General features: G+C 27.9%; 22 protein-coding genes and 1 tRNA gene. 15 read left to right on the top strand and 8 right to left on the bottom strand.

The window, feature by feature from the left end; genetic code table 11:
* Nucleotides 1–105 precede the first annotated feature (105 nt).
* Nucleotides 106–573: a peroxiredoxin gene (locus tag OIF33_RS13050; RefSeq protein WP_322504695.1), complete on the bottom strand. Its 468-nt coding sequence runs from the start codon at nt 571–573 to the stop codon at nt 106–108.
* Between the two features lie 280 nt (nt 574–853).
* Between OIF33_RS13050 and OIF33_RS13045 the strand changes: the two genes are divergently transcribed.
* The 7 genes from OIF33_RS13045 to OIF33_RS13015 all read left to right on the top strand — a co-directional run bounded on the left by OIF33_RS13045 (nt 854) and on the right by OIF33_RS13015 (nt 9,140).
* Nucleotides 854–1,600: a peptidylprolyl isomerase gene (locus tag OIF33_RS13045; RefSeq protein WP_322504694.1), complete on the top strand. Its 747-nt coding sequence runs from the start codon at nt 854–856 to the stop codon at nt 1,598–1,600.
* A gap of 232 nt (nt 1,601–1,832) precedes the next feature.
* Complete coding sequence (locus OIF33_RS13040) at nt 1,833–2,654, top strand: ABC transporter permease (protein WP_322504693.1); 822 nt, start codon at nt 1,833–1,835, stop codon at nt 2,652–2,654.
* Between the two features lie 17 nt (nt 2,655–2,671).
* Nucleotides 2,672–3,844: an ABC transporter ATP-binding protein gene (locus OIF33_RS13035; RefSeq protein WP_322504692.1), complete on the top strand. Its 1,173-nt coding sequence runs from the start codon at nt 2,672–2,674 to the stop codon at nt 3,842–3,844.
* Nucleotides 3,845–3,857: 13 nt separating this feature from the next.
* Nucleotides 3,858–5,141, top strand: a complete 1,284-nt coding sequence (locus OIF33_RS13030) for a glycosyltransferase (protein ID WP_322504691.1) — start codon at nt 3,858–3,860, stop codon at nt 5,139–5,141.
* 18 nt (nt 5,142–5,159) lie between these two features.
* Nucleotides 5,160–6,395 (top strand): glycosyltransferase, encoded by a 1,236-nt coding sequence (locus OIF33_RS13025; RefSeq protein WP_322504690.1) that lies wholly within the window; start codon nt 5,160–5,162, stop codon nt 6,393–6,395.
* Nucleotides 6,396–6,408: 13 nt separating this feature from the next.
* Complete coding sequence (locus OIF33_RS13020) at nt 6,409–7,590, top strand: ABC transporter ATP-binding protein (RefSeq protein WP_322504689.1); 1,182 nt, start codon at nt 6,409–6,411, stop codon at nt 7,588–7,590.
* 116 nt (nt 7,591–7,706) lie between these two features.
* Entirely contained in the window at nt 7,707–9,140 is a 1,434-nt protein-coding gene (locus OIF33_RS13015) for a glycosyltransferase (RefSeq protein WP_322504688.1), read from the top strand.
* A 132-nt stretch (nt 9,141–9,272) separates the two neighbouring features.
* Here the strand turns inward: OIF33_RS13015 and OIF33_RS13010 are convergent, their stop codons facing one another.
* On the bottom strand, nt 9,273–9,926 hold the full coding sequence (locus OIF33_RS13010) for an HAD family phosphatase (RefSeq protein WP_322504687.1): 654 nt from the start codon (nt 9,924–9,926) through the stop codon (nt 9,273–9,275).
* A 111-nt stretch (nt 9,927–10,037) separates the two neighbouring features.
* Complete coding sequence (locus OIF33_RS13005; RefSeq protein WP_322504686.1) at nt 10,038–11,387, bottom strand: [Fe-Fe] hydrogenase large subunit C-terminal domain-containing protein; 1,350 nt, start codon at nt 11,385–11,387, stop codon at nt 10,038–10,040.
* Nucleotides 11,388–11,526: 139 nt separating this feature from the next.
* Here OIF33_RS13005 and OIF33_RS13000 point away from each other — a divergent pair, with 139 nt between their 5' ends.
* Complete coding sequence (locus tag OIF33_RS13000) at nt 11,527–11,673, top strand: hypothetical protein (protein WP_322504685.1); 147 nt, start codon at nt 11,527–11,529, stop codon at nt 11,671–11,673.
* Nucleotides 11,674–11,727: 54 nt separating this feature from the next.
* On the top strand, nt 11,728–13,110 hold the full coding sequence (locus OIF33_RS12995; RefSeq protein ID WP_322504684.1) for an N-acetylmuramoyl-L-alanine amidase: 1,383 nt from the start codon (nt 11,728–11,730) through the stop codon (nt 13,108–13,110).
* A 206-nt stretch (nt 13,111–13,316) separates the two neighbouring features.
* Here OIF33_RS12995 and OIF33_RS12990 read toward each other — a convergent pair.
* Nucleotides 13,317–13,392 (bottom strand) — tRNA-Pro (locus tag OIF33_RS12990).
* Between the two features lie 146 nt (nt 13,393–13,538).
* Here OIF33_RS12990 and OIF33_RS12985 point away from each other — a divergent pair.
* The 4 genes from OIF33_RS12985 (at nt 13,539) to rsmI (ending at nt 17,297) form a co-directional block, all read left to right on the top strand.
* Nucleotides 13,539–13,829, top strand: coding sequence for a hypothetical protein (locus OIF33_RS12985; protein WP_322504683.1), 291 nt, complete (start codon nt 13,539–13,541; stop codon nt 13,827–13,829).
* 182 nt (nt 13,830–14,011) lie between these two features.
* Entirely contained in the window at nt 14,012–15,331 is a 1,320-nt protein-coding gene (locus OIF33_RS12980; protein WP_322504682.1) for an NlpC/P60 family protein, read from the top strand.
* A gap of 351 nt (nt 15,332–15,682) precedes the next feature.
* Nucleotides 15,683–16,453 carry a tRNA1(Val) (adenine(37)-N6)-methyltransferase gene (locus OIF33_RS12975; protein WP_322504681.1) on the top strand — a complete coding sequence of 257 codons (771 nt, stop codon included), beginning with the start codon at nt 15,683–15,685 and terminating at the stop codon, nt 16,451–16,453.
* A gap of 1 nt (nt 16,454) precedes the next feature.
* Entirely contained in the window at nt 16,455–17,297 is an 843-nt protein-coding gene (gene rsmI, locus OIF33_RS12970) for a 16S rRNA (cytidine(1402)-2'-O)-methyltransferase (RefSeq protein ID WP_322504680.1), read from the top strand.
* Between the two features lie 139 nt (nt 17,298–17,436).
* Here the strand turns inward: rsmI and OIF33_RS12965 are convergent, their stop codons facing one another.
* A complete protein-coding gene (locus OIF33_RS12965) occupies nt 17,437–17,676 on the bottom strand; it encodes an AbrB/MazE/SpoVT family DNA-binding domain-containing protein (protein ID WP_003476163.1) in 240 nt (79 codons plus the stop codon).
* A 712-nt stretch (nt 17,677–18,388) separates the two neighbouring features.
* On the opposite strand from OIF33_RS12965, the gene OIF33_RS12960 reads away from it, so the two are divergent.
* Nucleotides 18,389–18,988: a DUF1836 domain-containing protein gene (locus OIF33_RS12960; protein ID WP_322504679.1), complete on the top strand. Its 600-nt coding sequence runs from the start codon at nt 18,389–18,391 to the stop codon at nt 18,986–18,988.
* 33 nt (nt 18,989–19,021) lie between these two features.
* Here the strand turns inward: OIF33_RS12960 and OIF33_RS12955 are convergent, their stop codons facing one another.
* Entirely contained in the window at nt 19,022–19,897 is an 876-nt protein-coding gene (locus tag OIF33_RS12955) for an aldose 1-epimerase family protein (RefSeq protein WP_322504678.1), read from the bottom strand.
* 110 nt (nt 19,898–20,007) lie between these two features.
* Nucleotides 20,008–21,027, bottom strand: coding sequence for an LCP family protein (locus tag OIF33_RS12950; RefSeq protein ID WP_322504706.1), 1,020 nt, complete (start codon nt 21,025–21,027; stop codon nt 20,008–20,010).
* A 178-nt stretch (nt 21,028–21,205) separates the two neighbouring features.
* Here OIF33_RS12950 and OIF33_RS12945 point away from each other — a divergent pair, with 178 nt between their 5' ends.
* Entirely contained in the window at nt 21,206–22,057 is an 852-nt protein-coding gene (locus tag OIF33_RS12945) for a YihY/virulence factor BrkB family protein (protein ID WP_322504677.1), read from the top strand.
* A 56-nt stretch (nt 22,058–22,113) separates the two neighbouring features.
* Here OIF33_RS12945 and galE read toward each other — a convergent pair whose 3' ends face one another.
* Nucleotides 22,114–23,100, bottom strand: coding sequence for a UDP-glucose 4-epimerase GalE (gene galE / locus OIF33_RS12940; RefSeq protein WP_322504676.1), 987 nt, complete (start codon nt 23,098–23,100; stop codon nt 22,114–22,116).
* Nucleotides 23,101–23,103 lie beyond the last annotated feature (3 nt).

The following is a 23,103-nucleotide window of genomic DNA, read 5'->3' as shown; positions in this document are numbered from 1 at the left end:
AATTCACTAAGCTTTTTTTATAGATATAGTAAACTATTATGTAGATTTTAATATTATATATTATAAATATTAAAAAAATGGTCTATTTATAGACCATTTTTTGTTTTAATCTAAATTTTTTAAAGTCTCTAATACCTTATCTATGTGTCCTTTAACTCTAACTTTTCTAAAATCTTGTACTAATATACCTTCTTTATCAATTATAAAGGTACTTCTTTCTATGCCCATATATTTTTTCCCATACATATTTTTTTCTTTTATTACATCATATAATTTACATACAGTTTCATCAGGATCACTAAGTAATACAAATGGAAGTGATAATTTAGTAATAAATTTATCATGAGATGCTAGAGAGTCTCTAGAAACTCCAAGAATAATTGTATTTAGATCATTAAAGTTTTGTATATTATCTCTGAAATCGCAGGCTTCAGTAGTACAACCAGCCGTATTATCTTTAGGATAGAAGTATAAAACTATGTTTTTTCCTTTATAATCGCTTAGAGAATGCTCTTTTTCATCAGAACCCATAAGTTTAAAGTCTGGAGCTAATTTATTTATTTCAATTGACATAAGAATCCCTCCTTTTAATTGTTTATATTATATAATAATTATTATTTATTATCAATAAATTGGTTTTTTAAACTATTTATAATATTAATTTATCTGATTTTAACTACGATTGTTAAACTTAAAAAGTAATAAATACATAATTTTTAAACATATTGTATTAAAATCCAAAGTTATTTTATAGATTATAAAAATACTCAGAATTCCTTTGTAATTCATAAAATGTATGTTAATATATGAAGTATAGGAAAATAAAACTTTAATTGCAAAGGAGATAATATATATGGAAAAGAAAGTTTTAGCAACAGTTGGAAATACAGAAATAACTTCAGACTATATAGATGAGATAATAGCAAGATACCCAGCTCAACAACAAGCTATGCTTGCTAGTGAAGAAGGTAGAAGACAAGTTTTAGAGCAAGCTATAGCATTTGAATTAATGTCTGAATTTGCAAAAGAAACTGGATTAGATAAAACTGAACAGTTTAAAGATCAATTAAATAAATTTGCTAAAGAATTATTAGCTCAAATGGTTATGCAAAAAACTTTATCACAAGTTACTGTAACTGATGAGGAAGCAAAGGCTTACTATGAAGATCATAAAGATAACTTTGTTGAGTTAGAAACTGTAACAGCTAAGCATATATTAGTTGAATCAGAAGAAGAAGCTAAGAAAGTAGAAGAAGAAATAGCTTCAGGAGCAGTTACTTTTGAAGATGCTGCAAACAAATATTCAAGTTGTCCTTCAAAAGAACAAGGTGGTAACTTAGGTTCATTCTCAAAAGGAATGATGGTTCCTGAATTCGAAGAGGCTGCATTCAACCTAGAATTAGGTGTAGTTAGTGCTCCAGTTAAAACTCAATTTGGATATCACTTAATAAAAGTAGAAGACAAAACAGAAGCTAAAACAAAAGCTTTTGAAGATGTTAAAGATCAAGTTGTTAACATGTTAATTCAAGAAAGACAACAAAAGAAATACTTAGAATTAATAAAAGAATTAAGAGAAAAGTACGGTGTTAAATTAGCTTAATTCTAATTTAAATTCTTTTAAAAGGGTTAAATATGGGATTTTTTATCCTATATCTAACTCTTTTTTTATTGTTTTTATGTGTAGTTAAATCTATAAAGGTTAATACTTAAGAGAGTATATTAAATAATAAGTAGATTTTACTACTTTGTAAGATAAATGTATAAATCTTTTTCAAGTATTTGTGGTATAATTAGGTTTAGTTATTTTACAAAAAAATAGATAATAAGCAGAGGTGAACAACTTGAAGGATTGGCTTGAGATTGAGAAAAGTATTTTTTCTCATTGGAGAATGATATTTAGCATATCCAAGAAAGAATTTAAAAAAGAGTTTGCTGGCTCTAAGTTAGGAATGGCTTGGGCTATAATAAGACCATTAGCTATGATAACTGTTTTCTGGATGATATTTTCAACTGGATTGAAGCAAAGAGTTCAGAATGTAGAAGTAAGCTACTTAGTTTGGCTAGTTTCAGCATACATACCATGGATATTTATTTCTGACGTAATTGTGGCAGGAGCGAGTTCAATAAGGGTTAACTCCTTTTTGGTTAAAAAGGTTAAATTCCCTGTAGAAATATTACCTACTATAAGAATAGCAATTAGTTTTTACACATTTTTAGTTTTATTAGTAATAAGCTTTATAATATTTGCAGCTAATGGTGATTTAGGATTAATAAATATACCTAAATTAATTTATGCTATTGTAATAACAATAATATTCTTAGCAGCGTTATCAAGATTATTATCTGCATGGGTAGTAATGTCAATTGATATACTACATGGAATATCTGTATTTATGCAATTTTTATTCTGGATGTGTCCAGTTATGTGGCAAGCAGGATCATTGCCTGTAGCTAGAAGTATGCCTTGGATTGAAACAATATTAAAATTAAACCCTTTATATTATTTAGCGGTTTTATTTAGAGACGCATATTTAGGAACACATACAGTTGGTATAAAATATGGAGTTTATTTCTGGATAGTAACAATAATATTATTCATATTTGGTTCTAAAGTATTCAATAAATTTAGACCAGAATTTGATGATGTTTTATAAAAAGAGAGGTACAGAATATGTCTGTTGCTATAAGAGTTAGAAACTTAACTAAAAAATATAAATTATATCAAAAGAGAGCTGAAAGATTAGCTAATGCTTTTGGTAAAGAAAAGAATATAAAAGAATTTTATGCTCTAAAAGGAGTTTCTTTTGAAATAGGCAAAGGCGAATGTGTTGGTATTATCGGTCATAATGGGGCCGGTAAATCAACACTTTTAAAATTGCTAACAGGTGTAGCATTTCCTACTTCAGGAGAAATTGAGATAAATGGAAGATTAGCATCCATGCTAGAATTAGGTTCTGGATTCAATCCAGAGCTTACAGGTATGGAAAACATTTATTTTAATGGTAGCTTAAATGGTTTAACAAAGGAAGAGATAGATTCAAGATTAAAGGATATATTAGAATTTGCTGATATAGGTAAATTTATAGATCAACCTGTAAAAAACTATTCAAGTGGTATGTTTGCAAGGTTAGCTTTTGCTGTAGCTATAAACGTAGATCCTGATATATTAATAGTTGACGAAATATTATCAGTTGGTGATGTTGGCTTTCAAGTTAAATGTATGGAAAAGTTTAATGAGTTTAAGAAAAAAGGTAAGACAATACTTTACGTTTCTCATGGACTTGGTACAGTTAAAAAATTCTGTGATAGAGCAATATGGCTTCAAAAAGGTGAAGTTGTGGATGATGGGAATTCCGTAATTGTAGTAGAGAGATACTACAATTTAAATTTCAATCCAGCTAATATAGAACAACTAAAAGAGCACAAAAGTGACATAATAAATAGTATATTAGTTAAATCTAATGTTAAGGAAGTTGAATATCACGAAACTATAAACTTAGAGGTTGAGTATGATCTTATTTCAAATGATTTAAAAGACCCTAATATAGTTTTAGAATTTAGAAAAACTGACTATGAGCCAGGTACGACTAGAGGAAATGATCAGTTTGTCTGTGGTATAAATAGTAAAGATAATATGAAGAGAATTCCTTTTAATTTAGGAGTTAATAAATTAAATGTATCTTTAAACAAAGTTAACTTAGTAGCAGGAGTTTATTATATTGACTTTGTCTTAAGAGATGGTGATGAGGAAGTATATAGAAAAATAAATGCATATAGTTTTACTTTGAATGATAAGTATAGAGGCGAAGGTTTCTTAATACTAGGACATTCTTGGGGTAATTAATCGGAGGAATAGTATGAGTATAGGTAGAATTGCTAAGAGAGCAACGGAAGTACTTAGAGAAGATGGTTTAATAGAAGTTATAAAGAGAATTTTAAGATATATAAAAAGACGTATTAAAGGTAAGATGGATAACAATGCCTTAGTTTATAGAAAAAACTACGAAGAAGCTAATGCTATATTTCATGAAATATTAAATAAAGAGAAGTTTAAAGCCGTTGTTGTTTTTGACTCAAGAGTAGGGTGGAATATTCCATTATTCCAGCGTTCACAGCATATGGCTAATGAACTTACTGATGATGGATATCTTTATTTTTATAGAACTTCTGAACAGTTTGATCCAGATATAAAGACTGTTGAAAAGCTAAAGGATAGACTTTACCTAGTTAATATGGCTAATTTTGCTTTACAAAATGCTATGTTTGATATCTTAAAGGAGTATAAAGGACATAAGTTCTTATCTCTTTACTCAACAGATGTTTATTTAGATGAACAATATATAAAAGAGAAATATACTGATAATGGATTTAAAATAATATATGAGTATATAGATGAACTTTCAGACGAGATATCAGGACATTTACCTGACTTTGTATATGATAGACATAAACATATTATAGAAGATAAGAGTAATATAGCTGTAGGTTCAGCTGATAAGCTTATAGAAGAGATAGAAGAGATAAGAGGCACAGAGAATGTTGCTATGATAACAAATGGAGTACAATATGATCATTGGCAATATAGAAGTGATGAGGTTCCAGAGAAGTTAAAAGATATAGTAAGCAAAGGAAATCCTATAATAGGATATTTTGGAGCTTTAGCAAAATGGTTTGATTATGATTTACTTAAAAAAGTAGCTAAAGAAAGACCTAACTACGAAATAGTATTAATAGGATTTTTATATGATAATAGCTTTAAAGATAGTAAAGTAGATGAATTTGACAATGTACATTATTTAGGTGTTGTTGATTATAAAGAACTAAATAAATATTCTCAATACTTTACAATATCAACTATACCATTCTTATTAAACGATATAACTGAATCAACAAGTCCAGTTAAGCTTTTCGAATACATGGCTATGGGTCATCCTATAGTTACTACTGATATGAGAGAATGTAGAAAATATAAATCAGTATTAATAGGAAAGAGCCATGAAGACTTTATAGAAAAATTAGATTTTGCTTTAACTCTTGATAAAAAAGATAAGTATTATGACTATCTAAAAGAGGAAGCTCTAGCAAATACATGGAGAGAAAAAGCTGCCATATTAGATAGATTAATTGAAAAAAATATTTAATAGTGAGAGGTTAATAGGATGAGTTTAAAAAGAAAAATTAAAAATGTATTAAGACCTATATTGAAACCAATGTTACTTAAGTATAGAGAAAAAGGACATGAAGACCAAAAACAAGTATTCTTTGATGAAATAACTGGAGCAATAAAGAACGGAAACTATGATGCTATAGTTATATTTGATGTTTACTTTGGATTTGAGGTTAAAATGTTCCAAAGACCTCAACATATAGCTTTAAACTTAGCTAAGGAAAATGTTTTATATTTCTATAAAGCATCACCATATGTTGATAAAGATATAGAAACATATAAAAAGATGGCTGATAATCTTTATTTAGTAAATACAGATTTATACTGGCTTCAAGAGTGCTTAATAGACATAGTATCTCAAAGTGGAGTACCTGCTTTTGGACAAATTTATTCAACTTCATTTGTTGAATATGATAGTTGGTTAAAGAAATTTACTGATAGAGATTTTAAAATCATATATGAATATGTTGATGATTTATCAGATGAGATTGCTGGACATAAAATATCAGATGAAGTAAAAGCAAGTCATAAGAGAATGCTTGAAGATACTGAAAAGGTATATGTTGTAACAACAGCTGATAAACTATATCAAGAGGCTAAGGAATTAAGAGGAGAAAATAAATTAGCTCTTGTAACTAATGGAGTTCAATATGAGCATTTTGCAGATATTGATTGCAAAAAAGTTCCTGAAAAGATGAAAAAGATTGTTAAGAGTAAGAAAAAGGTGATTGGTTATTTTGGAGCTTTAGCAAGTTGGTTTGATTATGATTTAATAAAAGAGCTTGCTGAAGAGTTTAAGGATGACTATGAAATAGTTCTTATAGGAATAGATTATGATCAATCATTAGGAAAGAGTGGAATACTAAAATTAGATAATGTTCATTATTTAGGTACTGTTAACTATAATGAACTTCCAACATACTCTAAATTCTTTAATGTTTCTATAATTCCTTTTGTTGTTAATGAGATAACAGAAGCTACTTCACCAGTAAAGTTATTTGAATATATGGCTTTAGGTAAACCAATAGTTACAACAGCTTTACCAGAGTGTAGAAAGTATGAATCACCACTAGTAAGTGATTCTCATGAAGATTTTATAAATAATATTAAAAAAGCTGCTGAATTAGAATATTCTACGGAGTATATAGATTTACTTAGAAAAGAAGGAAATCAAAATACTTGGAGACAAAAGGCAAAAGACATTAAGGAGCTTATATTAAACTCTTAATGGGGGAGAAATCATGGAAAAGGCAATAGAAGTAAAAAATCTTTGTAAAAATTACAGAGTTTACGATTCAAAATCAGGTAGAATAAAAAATATAATAAATCCTTTTGGAAAAAGAGAAGTTAAAGAATTTAAAGCCTTAACGGATGTTTCTTTTCATGTAAATAGAGGTGAAATAGTTGGTATTATTGGTAATAATGGTGCTGGAAAATCAACTTTATTAAAGATATTAACAGGAGTTTCATTTCCATCTTCAGGAGAAGTTAATGTTAATGGAAGAGTATCTTCTCTTTTAGAATTAGGAACTGGCTTTAATCCAGAACTTACTGGAGAAGAAAATATATATTTCAATGGAAGCTTAGTAGGATTGACTAAAGAAGAAATAGATAATGTAAAAGATAATATTATTGAATTTGCTGATATTGGAGAATTTATAAATCAACCAGTTAAAAGTTATTCAAGTGGTATGTATGCTAGATTAGCTTTTGCTGTTGCTATAAATATTAATCCAGATATACTTATTGTAGATGAAATTTTATCCGTCGGAGACGTTGGATTCCAAAAGAAATGTATGGATAAGTTTAATGAATTTAAAGAGGCTGGTAAAACAGTTCTTTATGTATCGCATGGACTTGAAACAGTTCAAACCTTCTGTGAAAGAGCTATATGGCTTGAAAAGGGAAAGGTTATGGATATAGGTCCATCTTTCGATATAGTTGAAAAATACTATGATAAGCTTATGAAAAGTGATTCTAAAGAAGAACTTGAGACAGGAAAATTTGTTGAACTTAATAATGTAGAAATAATAAATAAGAAAAAAGCTTATAGAAAAGGCGAAGATATAGAATTTTTAATTGAATATGATGTATTAAATCCATCAGTTAAAAATGCTGGTATTACTATTGAAATGAGAAGAGCTTATAAAGAGCCTTGCGAGTTCAAAAATGCAGATCAGTTTATATTCTCAGTAAATAGTAATGTTGATGAATTCACTATACCTTGGAAAAAAGGAAAAAATAAGATGACTTTTAAAATAGATTCCCTAGATGTTAAGGAAGGAATTTATTACTTAGATGTTATATTTTCAGAAAGTCAAAATCTTGTTGCTTTAGAAACACAAGAAAATGTTGTTTCATTTGAAGTGCAAAATGAAGCTGAAACTGAAGGTTTTGTATTTTTAGATTCTACATGGTCATAAAAGAGAGAGGATATAACCATAAATTATATGGTTAATATCCTCTTTTGTGTACTAATTATATGAAAAGATGTTAATAATGTAAAAGTATTAAAGTCTTTTAAATAAGGAGAATTTTTATGAAGAATATTTTTGAAGTTATGTTAGAAAAAAATATTGGGGATTTTACATATGAACAGAAGCTAGAATTAAATAGTTGGCTTATAAAAAATTTAAAGTTAAAGGAACTTATATACTCTGATTTAGAGGTTACTACAGATGTTAATGATGAGGGAAATAATGTTTCTCATTATGAAAATAAAATTACTGAAGATGATATATTATCAGGTAAATTAAATGAGGTGTGTTCAAAAACATCTAAATATATAGATGATGCAATAAGCTCTATATTATTTGAAGCGCAGTTTAATTGTTTTTATGAAAAAATAAAAAATATATTAGAAACTGAAGAGTTTGATGAAATTATTGTATTTCATGCTTCATTCGGATGGAACATAGAAATGAAACAAAGACCTCAACATTTAGCGGAGGCTTTAAGTAATAAAAAAATATTATATATATATAGAAGTGATATAAAAAATGATAATATATATTCTATTGAAAAGATAAAAGATAATTTATATGTTCTTAATTTAGATATGTATAGTTTAAATATAGCTTTTTTTGAAGCTATAAAAACAATAAATAAACCTAAATTTGTACATGTTTATGCAACTTGTTTAAATTCAGTTGACTATGAAAAAATAAAAACATATATGGATAAAGGTTTTAAAGTTATATATGATTTCGTAGATGAGCTATCAAGCGAGATAAGTGGATATGAGATAACTCCTAAAATGATAGAGGATCATGAAAGACTTTTAAGAGATAAGGATAATGTATTGGTTGTTTCAACAGCTAGAAAATTAAAAGAAATTGCAAATAGTTTTAGAGGTGAAAATGAAAATAATATTTTAGCTCCAAATGCAGTTAATTTAGAAGATTTTAAAAAGCATGGACGTGAGATAGGAAAAGAAATTCAGCCTATAGTTAAGAAAAGAAGACCTATAATAGGATATTATGGTGCTTTAGCAAAATGGTTTGATTATAAGCTAATTGAAAAATTAGCTAAGGAGAGAGAAGAATATGAGATTATTTTAATAGGAATGGATTATGATGGTTCTTATGGCCAAAGTAATTTAAAAAATTATTCTAATGTATCTTATCTAGGAATGATTGATTATAAGGACTTAATTAATTATTCAAAATGCTTTGATGTTTGTATAGTACCATTCATAAAAAATGACATAACAGATTCTACTTCTCCATTAAAAATCTTTGAATATATGGCTTTAGAAAAACCAATAGTAACTACGGATATAAATGAATGTAAAAATTATAATTCTTGTATGGTTTCAAAGGATTATGATGAATTCATAAGAAATATTGATAGGTCATTAAAATTAGGATTAAGAGATAGAAAATATTTTAAAATCTTAAAGAAGGAAGCGGAAGAAAATACTTGGGACAATAGAGCTGAATTAATAAAGAAGTCAATTAAGGGGCTAGAATAGAAGCAAAAGAGACTGTATCAAATATAACTTAAAAAACTTATAAATAGGTTCCTAGAGATATTCTTTTCATACTATTTATAAGTTTTATTATTAAGTTATGATATAGTCTTTTTTTTATTAATTAACATAATGTTATTTTACAAGTAAATCATTAAAAGATTCTATGTATTCATGTGCATGCTCTTTGATTTGAGCTCTTTCCTCATCAGAAACAGTATGGTCTTCCACAGCGAATACTTTCATTCCAGCACTAAGAGCACCTTTAACTGCAGGTAGGATATCTTCAAAAACTGCACAGTCTTTAGGATCTAAGCCTAATCTCTCAGCTGCTAATAAATAAACATCAGGAAAATTTTTTCCTCTAGAAACTTCTCCTGTTATTGTTATTGAATCAAATAAATCAAATATATCATTTGATTTTAGAGAAACTTCTAATAATGGATAAGAGTTACTAGTAGCTAATCCTATTTTTATATTAGATTGTTTTAACTGATTAAGGAACTCTTTCGCACCAGGTTTAAGTTTTATGTTTTCTTTATATTCTATATAGGCCATGTCATGCCATGTTTTCATTATTTCTTCTTCTGAATCTGCTATATTAAATCTTTCTTTAAAATATTTAGCAACTTCGTTGAAGCCTAAATGAGTGATTTCTTCTTTAAGGTTCTTAGGAACTTCATGGCCGAGACCATTTAGATAATCAACATCTATTTTAGCCCATACTCCCATTGAATCAACTAAAGTTCCATCTAAATCAAAGATTACACCTTTTATATTGTTAAGCATTGTTGCCTCACCCCCAATACAGTTTATCATATAAATTATATTGAAGGTAAGATTAAATATTTATACTTCTTTGAAAAGAAATTTAAGCTTATTGATTCTAAAAAATAAGTTTTAAAATTCTCTTTCGAAGATAGAAATTTTTTCTTTGTTTTCAAAACATTCAAGTGATGTGATTCCTAGTTTAGATAATACTTCATCCATAGTATGGCTATGGGTAGCAACTTTGATTGGAGCGCTATAGGCAACTTCATCAACATGTTTTTTTCCTATACTAGGGTCAACAATTCTTTTAGGACCACCAACGCATCCTCCAACACATCCCATACCTTCAACAAAGCTTGCTTTTAATTCGCCATCTTGCAATTTGTTTAGAAGTTCTTTACATTCCTTAACACCACTTGCTTGAACTGATTTGAAGATTTTAGCTTTATCTGGATATAATTCTTTAACAACATCATTTATAGCTTCAGAAACACCACCAGTTCTAGCGTATAGTCTTCCACCTCTAGATGTATATTCTATTGATGGAACTCCTTTCATATTAGATGGATCTATTTTTAAAGCCTCGAATATCCCTTTAAGTTCTTCAAAAGTTAAAACATAATCTATAGTACCAGCTAAATCTTTTTCTCTTGCTTCAGCTTTTTTAGCTATACATGGACCTACAAAAACAACTTTAGCATCTTTATTTAATTTTTTAATTACTCTTCCAGCTGCAATCATAGGAGAAACAGAAGGAGATACATCTTTTACTAAGTCGTTATAACATTTTCTTAACATACCAACCCACATAGGGCAACAACAAGAGGTTATTAATACATCTCCAGTTTTTTCTACATGGTGATTAAATTCAACAGCTTCCTTTATTGATAACATATCAGCTGCAAAGGCAACTTCAATCATATCAGTAAAGCCTATTTTTATAAAAGCTTCTCTTAGCATATCTAATGTTACATTTTCGCCAAATTGCCCAGCTATGGCAGGAGCAACAGTAGCTATTACTTTTTCATTATTTTTTATTAAATCAATAATTGGAAGAAGCTCTATTCTATCTAAGAAATGACCACTTTCACATACTTGAACACATATACCACAGTTTTCACAAAGGTTAGGATCTATATATTTACTGTTATCTAAAGGATTAGTTAATATTGCATCAAAAGGGCATAGACTTTGACATTTTCCTTTAGTATCTTTAGAACAGTTTTCAGTACATACAGATACCTTTTCAACTATATTTTTCTTTATTTTATGTGATGTGATAGCTTTTTTTATATCATAAGCAATATTATTAGAGTTTTTATCTATATCAACTCCACATAGGGAAGAAAGAACCTCTATTGCTTCTTCTTTACTATTAAAATTATCTTTTATCATATTATTTAATTTTTCATCGAAATTATCTTCTGAATAATATGATGAAATAAGATCTTTGAATAAAGAGTCATATTTTTTATTCATTATAAATCCTCCTAAAATCTATTTAATAAGATTATTATGTGCACAAATTTAAATCGTATTAGTAAAGTGTATAAATTTTTGCAAGTTGGAGAGTATTTTAAACAAACAATAAATCAATAATAGGAAAAGGTGATATGTAATGAAATATATTATTTTAACTGGAGTAGTAGTACTAATTTGGATGTTTTATATGGCTTTATTTAATGCAGCATCAAAAGCGGATAGATATCTAGAAGAGGAACTTGCAAAAAGTATTAAAGAGGAAGTTAATGATAATTTAGAATAAAAAATATGTTTAGGAATATAATTTATTGATAGCATTTTATAATAGGGGATATAAATGATTGATGTACTTCTAGATCCAGGACATGGTGGATATGATGTTGGTGCTACTGGTATAAGTGGAATAAAAGAAAAGGAATGCACTTTGTATGTATGTAAGGCTTGTGAGTCAATTTTAAAAAGTAATAACCTTAGTGTTAAATTAACAAGAAGAGATGATACGTATTTAACTGAGAATGAAAGAAATAAAATAGCCAAAAGTTTGAATCCTAAATGCTTTATTTCAGTTCATTTTAATAGTAGTAATAATTTAATAGAATCTGGGACAGAAGTATTTTATGATGGCAATTCCTTAAGTGGAAAAGAAATAGGTCAGCATATAATAGAATGTATAAATAAAGAAACTGAATTACCTATTAAAGGCATAGAAAGTGATAAATACAAAGAGTTAGAGGAAATTGAAAGTGTAGCTATTCTAATAAAAGTATGTTATTTAAGTAATCCAAAGGAAGAAAAATTACTTAAGGATTATAGTTTTAAAGAAAAAATAGCACAAGGATTAGCTAAAGGGATTTTAAAGTATTTAGAGGAAAATAATATTATAGAAGTTAAAAGTGATGTTATTAGTGGGGGATATAATATGACTGATGTTAAAAGCAATATAATAAATGAACCGTTAGAAGATAAAAATCAAGCTAAGCAATGGGCAAAAAACAAAGGTGCTACTTCAAAGTTTATAGGATTAGCTGATTTATATTGGAAGTTATATAAGGAGTGTGGAGGAGTTAATCCTACAGTGGCATATGCTCAAGCTGCTTTAGAAACAGAATACGGAAAATTCGGAGGAATTGTTAAAGAGGAGTTTAAAAATCCATGTGGTTTAAAAACCTCTATATCAACAGATAATTCACCAGATGCTCATGCAAAATTTGATACATGGATAAAAGGAGTACAAGCTCATTTAGATCACTTAGCTTTATATGCTGGGGCTAGTGGATATCCTAAACTAAATAGCGTAGATCCAAAGCATTTTCAATATTTAATGGGAATATGTAAATATGTTGAGGATTTAGGGGGAAAATGGGTCCCATCATTAGATTATGGCATGAAAATAATAGAACTTATAAATGATATATCATCCACAGAAATAATAGATGCTTTTAAAGAGAGTGATATAGATAAAGAAGATGAGAATAATATAACATCAGATAAAGCCATATTAGAGGTTGATAAAAAATTTGAGAATATAAATGATGTTTTAAAAGGATTGAAGGAAGAATTTATAACAATCAAAGGAAATAGCAATAATGATAAAGAATATATTGATAAGATCTCAAAAGAAAATGATTTATTAAAAGAAGAGAATTTAAATCTTAAAAATAAATTAGAGGAATATAAAAAGATAATAGAATCAATATATGATCTAGTAGATAGTAAATAAAATTTCACTTTGAATTTAAAGAATAATATAAGTTTATTTATTATATATAATTATGATTGTTTCAGAGGGATATTTTATACCCTCTGAATTTTATATTGCTATATTTTATACACTAACTATATCTTAAATATAAGATAGAGAATATTTTAGGTAGAGTATTATATATTTTATATAAAATAAAAAGGAATTGCTTTTGCAATTCCTTTTGGTCGGGGTGACAGGGATCGAACCTGCGACCTCATGGTCCCAAACCACGCGCGCTCCCATCTGCGCCACACCCCGGCGACATCTACTATTATATGAGAAAAAAATAAGGTTGTCAACAAAAAAATAAAAAAATATTATATTTTATTAATATATATGATATTTTCATAAGGATGTTATAATGTTAAGTAGTAATTTAATAATTAAAAAATGAGGTGGAACAAATGAAAATAAGTTCAATTGTTATGCTAGCAGCTAGTTTCTTATTAATAGTTGTTGGTATAGTATTGTTTGCAAACAAAAAAAGATTTGATGGGGAAAATCAAACAGGAAAATATAGTGCTAAATACATACAAATTAATGCTTTAGGAAATATTTTTATTGGATTTTTAGGAACTATTTTAGGAGCGGTAGATAATTTTGTTAGTGGAAATTCAATAAAAATAGCTTTCGTGGTAGTTATAATAGGTGGGTCAATAGTACAAAAAATAATTGCCAATAAAATTATAAAATAGGTAATAAATGTAAATTAAAGTTAATTTTTTGTAAATTAAGTGAAAAAAAACTGTTTATTTAACAAAGAAATGTCAATTTTATGTTGTTACAAAAAGGTTTCAAATGTTATAATGTTAGGTGTAAAACTTTTAACATAGGGGAGGGATGAGTTCCTATTTTCATTAAATGGGAGCAAGTAGATATGAAGAAGAAAATAATTTCAATAGTTCTTGCTGCTTCAATGACATTCGGAGTAGGACAAAGTGTATTCGCAACTCCACTTACGGATAGTCAAAAGCAACAAATGGAACAAAATCAAGATAAATATGCAGATATAAATAGTAAGATAAGAGAGTTAGAAAATAAAATAGATGGATTATCAGCTAAAATAGAGCCTTTATTTTTCCAAGTTGAAAAAAATAAGGATGAAATAGCTAAAACAGAAGAATCAATTTCAACGGTTAAAGTTCAAATTGAAGAATCAAAGAAAAAAATAGAAAAACAGCAAGAAGTTTTAGGACAAAGAATTAGAGCAACTTATAAAAGTGGTGGACAAGCAAACTACTTAGGTGCTTTATTAGAATCTAATGGTATAAGTGATTTCTTATCAAGAGCACAAGCTATTAGTAAAGTAATGGGTATGGATAAGCAAGTTATCGATGAATTAACTTCTGAAAAGGAGAAACTTGATAACCAAGTTAAAGAATTAGAAGATAAAACTGCTGAATTAAATAAGCTTAATACAGAAACTCAAACAAAAATAGATGATTTAAATAAAATGAAAGCTGAACAAGAAGGCATTATTCAAGAAATGAAGTCTGAACAAGAAAAGGTTGTTGGAGAATTAGCACCTTTAGAAAGACAATTAATTGAGCCTTGGGTAAATAAAATTAATTCAAATAGTTCTATAGATGAGTTAAATCAAGCCAAGACAGCTTTACAAGGTTTAAGAAACCAAATAAAAACTTCAGATGTAGATGCTGAAGCAGTCCAAGCTATAGAAAAAGCTAAAGACTTAATCGCTGAAAAGCAAGCGGAAGGAAACTCAGCAAACACTCCAAATAGAGGTGGAAATGTAAATAATGGTGGAAATACTGCTAGTGGAGGAAGCTCATCAGGTAGCGGAAGTTCATCAGGCGGTGGAAATGTAGTAGCACCTCCAAGTCAAGGGGCAGCATCATCATTAATATCATATGCTTATCAATTTATAGGTAGACCTTATGTATTTGGAGCAACAGGTCCAGATTCATTTGACTGTTCAGGATTTACTCAATATGTATATAAAAATGCTTTAGGTATTGGGTTATCAAGAACTACTTATACTCAAGTAAATGAAGGTAAGCAGGTTTCAAGAGATCAATTACAACCGGGTGATTTAGTATTTACTGAAGGACCAGCATCAGCTCCAGGCCATGTTGGAATATATGTAGGAAATGGAAATATGATTCATGCTGCAAGACCAGGTGTTGGTGTAGTAGTAGGACCAATATATAATTTTTCAACTGCAAGAAGAATATTATAATTGTAAGTTATTATGCCAAACAGATAATTTCTGTTTGGCATATTTTATTTTATAGAACTTTATCAAGGTTATAGTTGATTTTTAGTGTAAGAAAGAATTAAAAATTATTATAGAATATAATTTTTAAGAAATTAAATAATCAGTATTAAGAAATTATTTTCCCTGTTTAGAGATAATATTAATGTTATTATTAAAAAATACTTAATTAAAAGACTCATTTTAGTAAAGCATAATAGTAAACAAAATTATTAGTGACAACTACTATATGCTATAATATAAAAGATATAAATATGAGTTGAAATAAGTGTTTATTTATACTTTTAAATATAGTAAAGGTGAGTGTGAAGAATAATGAATGAAAATTTTAGAGAGTTGGATTTAACTTTAGTTAATAATGATGAAACTCTTGATGATTTACAGTTAAATGGATTACATATAATACAGAAAAAAGAAGGATTTAGATTTGGAATAGATGCTGTTTTGTTAGCTAATTTTGCTAATGTAAATAAAAAGCATTCAGTATTAGATTTATGTACAGGAACAGGAATCATTCCTTTTGTTATTTATGGTAAGAAAAATCCTAAAGAAGTAGTTGGTATAGAAATTCAAGAAGAATTTGCAGAAATGGCTAGGAGAAGTGCCACTATAAATAATATACAGGATAAGGTTTCTTTTGTCTGCGGAGATTTAAAAGATAAAAATTTAAGTAATTCATTACCTAAATTTGATGTGGTTACTGTCAATCCGCCATATAAATTAAGTAATGCTGGAATTGTTAATCCAGAAGATAAACTTGCTATAGCTAGGCATGAAATAATGTGTAATTTAGAGGATGTTATAGCGGCAAGTAGAAGATTCTTAAAAGATAATGGTAGACTTTATATGGTACATAGACCAGAAAGATTAGCAGATATATTCTGTTTAATGAGAAAATATAAAATAGAGCCTAAGAGAGTTAGAATGATTCATCCAAATACTAAAAAAGCGGCTAATATTGTATTAGTAGAAGGACAAAGAGATGGAGGAGCCTTCTTAAAATGGGAACCACCTTTATATGTTTATAAAGATGAAGGTGGATATAGTGAAGAGATAGACAGAATATATGGAAGGGAGAGCAAATAAAATGAGTAAGATTTATTTAGTACCAACTCCTATAGGGAATTTAGGAGATATAACTTTAAGAGCTTTAGAAGTTTTAAAAAATGTTGATTTAATAGCAGCTGAAGATACAAGACAAACACTTAAGCTTTTAAATCATTTTGAAATAAAAAAGCCTTTAATGAGCTATCATAAGCATAATGAACAAGGAAAAGGTGATGAGATACTTAGAAGAGTTAAAGAAGGTGTTTCTGTAGCTATAGTAAGTGATGCTGGAACTCCAGGAATATCAGATCCAGGAAGTGTAGTTGTTGAAAAGTGCATAGCTGAGGGGATAGAATTTGAGGTATTACCAGGAGCAACTGCCTTTACCACAGCTTTAATATACTCAGGATTAGACACAACTAAATTTATGTTCAAAGGATTTTTCCCTAGAGAGAATAAAGAGAAAAAGGCTTTCATTGAAGATATAAAGGATAGAACTGAAACAATAATAATATATGAATCACCATACAGAATTTTAGATACAATAGATACTTTAAAAGAAGGATTAGGAAATAGAAATATAGCAGTGTGTAGAGAGTTAACTAAACTTCACGAAGAAATATTTAGAGGAACTATGGAAGAAGCAAAATTTCACTTTGAAGAGAATTCCCCTAAGGGTGAATTTGTTTGTGTAATATCAGGAAAATCAGATGAAGAAATTGAAGAAGAGAATAATGCTAAGTGGAGTAATATGTCAATTGAGGAGCATATAATCCACTACATAGATAATGAGGGAATGAAGAAAAAGGATGCTATAAAGCAAGTAGCAAAAGATAGAGGAGTTGCAAAATCAGAAATCTATAAATTCTCGTTAAATATATAAGTATTATAAAATAAAAAAATAAAGCACTTCATAGGGGATTATGAAGTGCTTTAACACTATAAGGGGATATAGTGTTAAAAAATTATTATTGGTTAGGGTTAAAATGGTTAATTAATTATTTATATAAATAAGTTAATTACTATTTTTTTAATTCATCTAAACATTTTTGGCAGATGTTTTTACCTTTGTAGTTAACAACATCTCTAGCGTCTCCGCAGAATATACATGCTGGCTCATATTTCTTTAATATGATTTGCTCTCCATCTACATAGATTTCTAAAGCATCTTTTTCTGCTATATCTAATGTTCTTCTTAACTCTATAGGAATAACTATTCTTCCTAATTCGTCTACTCTTCTTACTACACCTGTTGATTTCATTATACTTCCTCCTTGCATTTTACAACTTTCGACAAAACGCATTATAATATTAACAAACTTGTCATATTAAGTCAATATGTTTTGTCAAAAAAAATGTTTGTTTACAATTTTTTTTATTCTCAATCAATTATATATTCAATATACTACCATTTTTTTGAAAAGTCAAGGTAAAGATTAATTTATTTTACATAAATAAACTAACTTTGATTTAACAAAAAGTTAAATAAAAGGATAAATTTTGATATATTAATATAAAATTCTATAAAAAAAGTAATAATTAATACAATCAAATTAGCCTATAAAATAAAATTGGAAAAAAATATTAAAAATGTCGTATGACAAATTATTCATTATATATAATATTCTATGATTAAGTGAATACTTTGTTTATTATTATTTAAGAAAATATAAAAAAAACTCACATAAAAAAGAAAAAGTAGAATTAAAATAAAAAAATAGAATATTATAAAAATGAGTTGGATTTGAAAAGTAAAATATATTTAAATTTTTATAAAAAAATTTGAATATATTTTACTTTTATAGGATTAAATATAAAAGTAAAATATGGTTAAAATAGATTATTATATAATTTTTTATGCTTTATCTATAAAATAAGTTAAGAAAGAATGAAATAGAAGGTATTAACTTGTAATGTGATTATAAATACTATATAATACATAATAAGGGTTTACAACGAAATTTGAGGTGTGCTATGGATATTAATAATTTTAATTCTGAACAAATAAAAATTTTAGCGGAAGAAATGTCAAAGAGCAGTATGGTTTCTTATGATGAATTGCCAAAATATGATTTGTTTCTTTCACAAGTTATAGACTATTTAAATGACAAGTTTACGGAAGATAAATTTACTAATAATATAGTTCAAAATTATATTAAAAGTGAGGTAATATCAAAGCCGGAAGATGGAAAAAAACGTGGATATACTAAGGTGCACTTAGCTCAATTGGTTTTATTAAGTTATATGAGACCCTTACTAAAAACCGATGAGATAAAAAAAGTATTTGCTCTAGCATTTAATGATATTAATGATAGAAGCGATGACATAATATCTTGGGAAACGGCTTATAAGATGTTTGGAGAAGTACAAGAAGAGAGTATAAAAAGATTCTTAGAAATGCCATTAGTAGACAATGACAAAATAGAAGAAATAATTAAAATTTCTGATATAAAAGAAGAAGATAGAGACTATATAGTAACTTTCTTAACAGTTATGACATTAATTGCACAAGCAAGCGTTGTAAAGAAAGTAGTACAAAAAATAGTTAATGAATATCATAAGGAAGAAAAGTAAAAAAGTTGAAGGCGAAGCTTCAACTTTTTTTGTTTATTCAAAGAAAGAAATATTATAATTACAAGTAAATTCTTTTCCAGGTAAAAGTGATTCAATTGCAGCCTTATCTTTAAATTCACCAGTGAATCCATCAAAATCTGCATGTCCAAACCAAGGTTCAATACAGATGAAAGGAGCACCAGTATCTTTTGTCCATAGACCTAAATAAGGGAATTGACCAAAGTCAAATTCTAAGTATTTATTATGCTTTTTAGATTTTAATGAAATCTTGTCTGAATTTAAGTTTTTAAAAACTAAAGCATCATTTTTAAATAAATCAAAAGAAAGTGGAATTATGTTTTCGTTTTGTAAGAAAGGTTTTTCTTCTTTAGAAAAATAGCCAGCTCCAACTAATTGCATAATATTAGCAGTTTCTTTTTTGTTAAATTCAAAATAGTAATCATCAAAGTTATCATTTTCAATAGGACACATGAATGCTGGATGAGCTCCAATTGAGAAATACATTTCCTTATCATCTAAATTTTTTACTATATAATCAATACTTAGATTTATGTCATTTAAAGTATATTTTATTATAAGTGAAAATTTAAAAGGATAAACCTTTAATGTATCTTCAGAATAATTTAATTCAAAAGAAATTGAATTATTAGTTTGTTCTATCATTTCAAAATCACGAACTCTAGCTAGTCCATGTTGAGGAAGCTCATAAGTTTTTCCATCCACGATATATTTCCCATTAAATACTTTACCAACTATAGGAAAAAGTATTGGGGCATGATATTTCCAATAAGCTTCATCTCCAGACCATAAAAATTCAGTGTTACCTTTTTTCCCTCTTATGCTATGTAATTCACCACCATGATTACTTAAAGAGATTTTTAAGTGTTCGTTTTCAAGAGTATAAATCATAATCTCATCCTTTCAGAGTAGTATATTTTAAAATAATTATATCACTAATTATGTATAGTAAAAAAGCTAGAAAACAATCATTTAAGATTATTTTCCAGCTAGTTAACATATTATTTTGGATTAACATCCTTGTAGATGTAGTTCTGTATTTGTTCTTTTGTTTTTGTTTCATCAAATGTTAGATACCAAACACCATCAATCATTTCACCTTTACAATATCCATCTAGAGGGAAACGCATATTTTCTACTGGAGGAATACCAGTTGAAGCCACTGATGTAGCTACGCTAAGTATTTTAGATGGAGTTAAGTTTGTTTCAACATAAGGTAAAAGCTTATTAATTGTTTCAGGATATTCAGTGACCTTTAAAGTTGAAAGTTTCTTTATAATTCCGTCAAGAACATTTCTTTGTCTTTCAGTTCTTTCATAATCTCCATCACCGACATAACGAACTCTTGCGTATCCAACAGCTTGAGTACCATTTAATACTTGTTCACCTTCATGAACAGGTTTATATTCTGTGCCAGTTATTTGTGCAACATTTTCAACGTATTTATTAACTTCGTTAACTTCATAAGGTTTTATATTGATTGAAACTCCGCCGATATCATCTATTATCTTAGCTAAGTTATCAAAGTTAACAGTTACATAATCTTTTACATTAAGTCCGAAGTTTTCATTTATTGTTTTTAATGCTAAAGTAGGACCGCCATAAGCATAAGCATGTGTTAATTTAGTTTTTCCATGACCATCAACCTCAACATAACTATCTCTCATAAGAGAAGTAAGTTTTATTTTATTATGTTTAGTATCTATTGTAGCTATCATTATTGCATCAGAACGTCCAACATCATTATGATCTCTACTATCTACTCCAAAAAGAGCGATATTTAATATACCATCTTGGAATAAGTCCTTATTATCTTTATCAATACCTAAAGAATCATCGTCTTGAGCTATTTTTTTTATGTCCATTTTATTTAATGTTGAATATACATATGTAGCACCTAATCCTATACTTACAAGTAATACGAAAAATAGAGTCAATATTATCACTTTAAGTTTATTTTTTTTCTTAGGTGTATTACTGTTATTAGGATTATTGTTTTTTGTATGTTTGCCTTGCGACATTAATTTCACCAACCTTCACCCTTTTTAAAATTTTACATATTTAACTATTTTAATTTTATTCCTATTCATTAACAAAAAAGTTACATTTTTATTAATTATACATATGTATTATAAATATGTATAATTAATATAGTTAGAGTTAATTATACTTATTATCATGAATTATAAGGAGTAGAGTATGAAAAAGAAATCAAAAAGTTTTTTGAGAAAAGCTATAATATTTCTTATTATGTTTATAAAGAAAATAGGAGATGATGATATTTTTGCCTTAGGGGCTCAATTAGCTTATTATATGGTATTATCATTTATTCCTTTTTTAATGTTTTTAATGACTTTGGTAGGATTCAGCCATTTAAATAGTGATTCTGTGCTTAATCTATTAAGTAATGTAATGCCTACAGAGGCTTTTACTTTAATACAAAATACTGTTATTGAAATAGTGGATGTAGAACAAACAGGATTATTATGGATAAGTATTGGATTAGCTATCTGGGTATCTTCTTCAGGATTTAAAGCTGTAATAAAAGGATTAAATAAAGCTTATGGAGTTAAAGAAACAAGGTCATATGTAAAGTTAAAGGCATTCTCAATTATATATACAATTTTATTAGCTTTAGTTATTATAGCTACCTTGTTTTTATTTGTATTTGGAGATGTAATAGGTGATTTTTTAATAAGAGAATTAGAACATCCAGAATTTATATATTCTTTATGGAATATCTTAAGGTATATAGTTGTTATTTTAATAATGATATTATTTTTTATGTTTTTATATAATGCCACTCCTTGTGTAAGACTAGGATGGTTAGAAGTAATTCCAGGAGCAGCTGCTACAACAATAGGGTGGATAGTAGTTTCATATATATTTGCATATTATGTTAATAACTTTAGTAATTATTCTAGGTTGTATGGAAGCTTAGGGGCTGTATTTATGTTTATGACATGGCTGTTTATAACTTCAATGATTTTAATACTAGGTGGAGAAATAAATGCTGTTTTAGCTGAGAAAGGTAAACTAGGTGATTTGTAATATAAAAGAGGCTTTGAACTATAATTCAAAGCCTCTTTTTATATTAATTAAATTTATTATTTTTCATAACCATTTGGATGATCTTTATGCCAGTTCCAAGCTGTTTCAATTATTGTTTCTAATGAATTGAATTTTGGTTTCCAGTTTAATTCTTCAATAGCTTTATCTGATGATGCTATTAATGTTGCTGGATCTCCAGCTCTTCTAGGTGCTACCTCAGCAGGAATTGGATGACCAGTTACTTTTCTAGCAACCTCCACAACCTCTTTTACAGTAAATCCTGTACCATTACCAAGATTATATATTCTACTTTCTCCGCCATTCATTAATCTCTCTAATGCTAGTGAGTGAGCTGATGCTAAATCTGATACATGTATATAGTCTCTTACACAAGTACCATCCTTAGTATTATAATCGTCTCCAAACATCATTATCTTGTCTCTTTTTCCTAAAGCAACTTGTAATATTAAAGGTATTAGGTGAGTTTCAGGTGAGTGATCTTCACCAATCTTTCCGTTTATATGAGCTCCAGCTGCATTAAAATATCTTAAGGCAGTATATTTTATTCCATAGCAAGTATCACACCATTTTAAAATCTTTTCAACAAGAAGCTTAGACTCTCCATAAGCATTTGTTGGAATATTTTTATCAGTTTCTAATATAGGAATATTTTCTGGTTCCCCATAAGTAGCTGCTGTTGAAGAGAATACTATATATTTTACATTATGATCTCTCATGGCTTCTAATAGACTTATAGTTCCTGAAACATTGTTATTAAAGTATTTTAAAGGTTCTGTCATGCTTTCACCAACAAGAGAGTAGGCAGCAAAGTCAATAACAGCTTCTATATTGTTTTCAGTAAAAATCTTATCTAATATTTTTCTATCTCTTAAATCACCTTTATAAAGTTTTCCACCAAGAATAGCATCTTCATGTCCTTTTTCAAAGTTGTCCAAGATAACAACTTCCTTATTATTTTCAAGTAGTTCTGCAACCATATGACTTCCTATATAACCTGCACCACCACAAACTAAAATTGCCATGTT

It is taken from the genome of Clostridium sp. LIBA-8841, from assembly GCF_034439435.1.
Classification (GTDB): domain Bacteria; phylum Bacillota; class Clostridia; order Clostridiales; family Clostridiaceae; genus Sarcina.
The sequence above is the reverse complement of the archived record's forward strand: the minus strand, read 5'-3'. Positions and strand labels throughout refer to the sequence as shown.

Bases quoted from the DNA above. Each gene is read 5' to 3' on its own strand.
- OIF33_RS13015 (WP_322504688.1), top strand. From the start codon at position 7,707: ATGAAGAATATTTTTGAAGTTATGTTAGAAAAAAATATTGGGGATTTT.
- OIF33_RS12955 (WP_322504678.1), bottom strand. From the start codon at position 19,897: ATGATTTATACTCTTGAAAACGAACACTTAAAAATCTCTTTAAGTAAT.
- OIF33_RS13035 (WP_322504692.1), top strand. From the start codon at position 2,672: ATGTCTGTTGCTATAAGAGTTAGAAACTTAACTAAAAAATATAAATTA.
- OIF33_RS12960 (WP_322504679.1), top strand. From the start codon at position 18,389: ATGGATATTAATAATTTTAATTCTGAACAAATAAAAATTTTAGCGGAA.
- OIF33_RS12980 (WP_322504682.1), top strand. From the start codon at position 14,012: ATGAAGAAGAAAATAATTTCAATAGTTCTTGCTGCTTCAATGACATTC.
- OIF33_RS12950 (WP_322504706.1), bottom strand. From the start codon at position 21,027: ATGTCGCAAGGCAAACATACAAAAAACAATAATCCTAATAACAGTAAT.
- OIF33_RS12945 (WP_322504677.1), top strand. From the start codon at position 21,206: ATGAAAAAGAAATCAAAAAGTTTTTTGAGAAAAGCTATAATATTTCTT.
- OIF33_RS13010 (WP_322504687.1), bottom strand. From the start codon at position 9,926: ATGCTTAACAATATAAAAGGTGTAATCTTTGATTTAGATGGAACTTTA.
- OIF33_RS12985 (WP_322504683.1), top strand. From the start codon at position 13,539: ATGAAAATAAGTTCAATTGTTATGCTAGCAGCTAGTTTCTTATTAATA.
- OIF33_RS13050 (WP_322504695.1), bottom strand. From the start codon at position 573: ATGTCAATTGAAATAAATAAATTAGCTCCAGACTTTAAACTTATGGGT.
- OIF33_RS13045 (WP_322504694.1), top strand. From the start codon at position 854: ATGGAAAAGAAAGTTTTAGCAACAGTTGGAAATACAGAAATAACTTCA.
- OIF33_RS12975 (WP_322504681.1), top strand. From the start codon at position 15,683: ATGAATGAAAATTTTAGAGAGTTGGATTTAACTTTAGTTAATAATGAT.
- OIF33_RS13030 (WP_322504691.1), top strand. From the start codon at position 3,858: ATGAGTATAGGTAGAATTGCTAAGAGAGCAACGGAAGTACTTAGAGAA.
- galE (WP_322504676.1), bottom strand. From the start codon at position 23,100: ATGGCAATTTTAGTTTGTGGTGGTGCAGGTTATATAGGAAGTCATATG.
- rsmI (WP_322504680.1), top strand. From the start codon at position 16,455: ATGAGTAAGATTTATTTAGTACCAACTCCTATAGGGAATTTAGGAGAT.
- OIF33_RS13020 (WP_322504689.1), top strand. From the start codon at position 6,409: ATGGAAAAGGCAATAGAAGTAAAAAATCTTTGTAAAAATTACAGAGTT.
- OIF33_RS12965 (WP_003476163.1), bottom strand. From the start codon at position 17,676: ATGAAATCAACAGGTGTAGTAAGAAGAGTAGACGAATTAGGAAGAATA.
- OIF33_RS13005 (WP_322504686.1), bottom strand. From the start codon at position 11,387: ATGAATAAAAAATATGACTCTTTATTCAAAGATCTTATTTCATCATAT.
- OIF33_RS13000 (WP_322504685.1), top strand. From the start codon at position 11,527: ATGAAATATATTATTTTAACTGGAGTAGTAGTACTAATTTGGATGTTT.
- OIF33_RS13025 (WP_322504690.1), top strand. From the start codon at position 5,160: ATGAGTTTAAAAAGAAAAATTAAAAATGTATTAAGACCTATATTGAAA.
- OIF33_RS12995 (WP_322504684.1), top strand. From the start codon at position 11,728: ATGATTGATGTACTTCTAGATCCAGGACATGGTGGATATGATGTTGGT.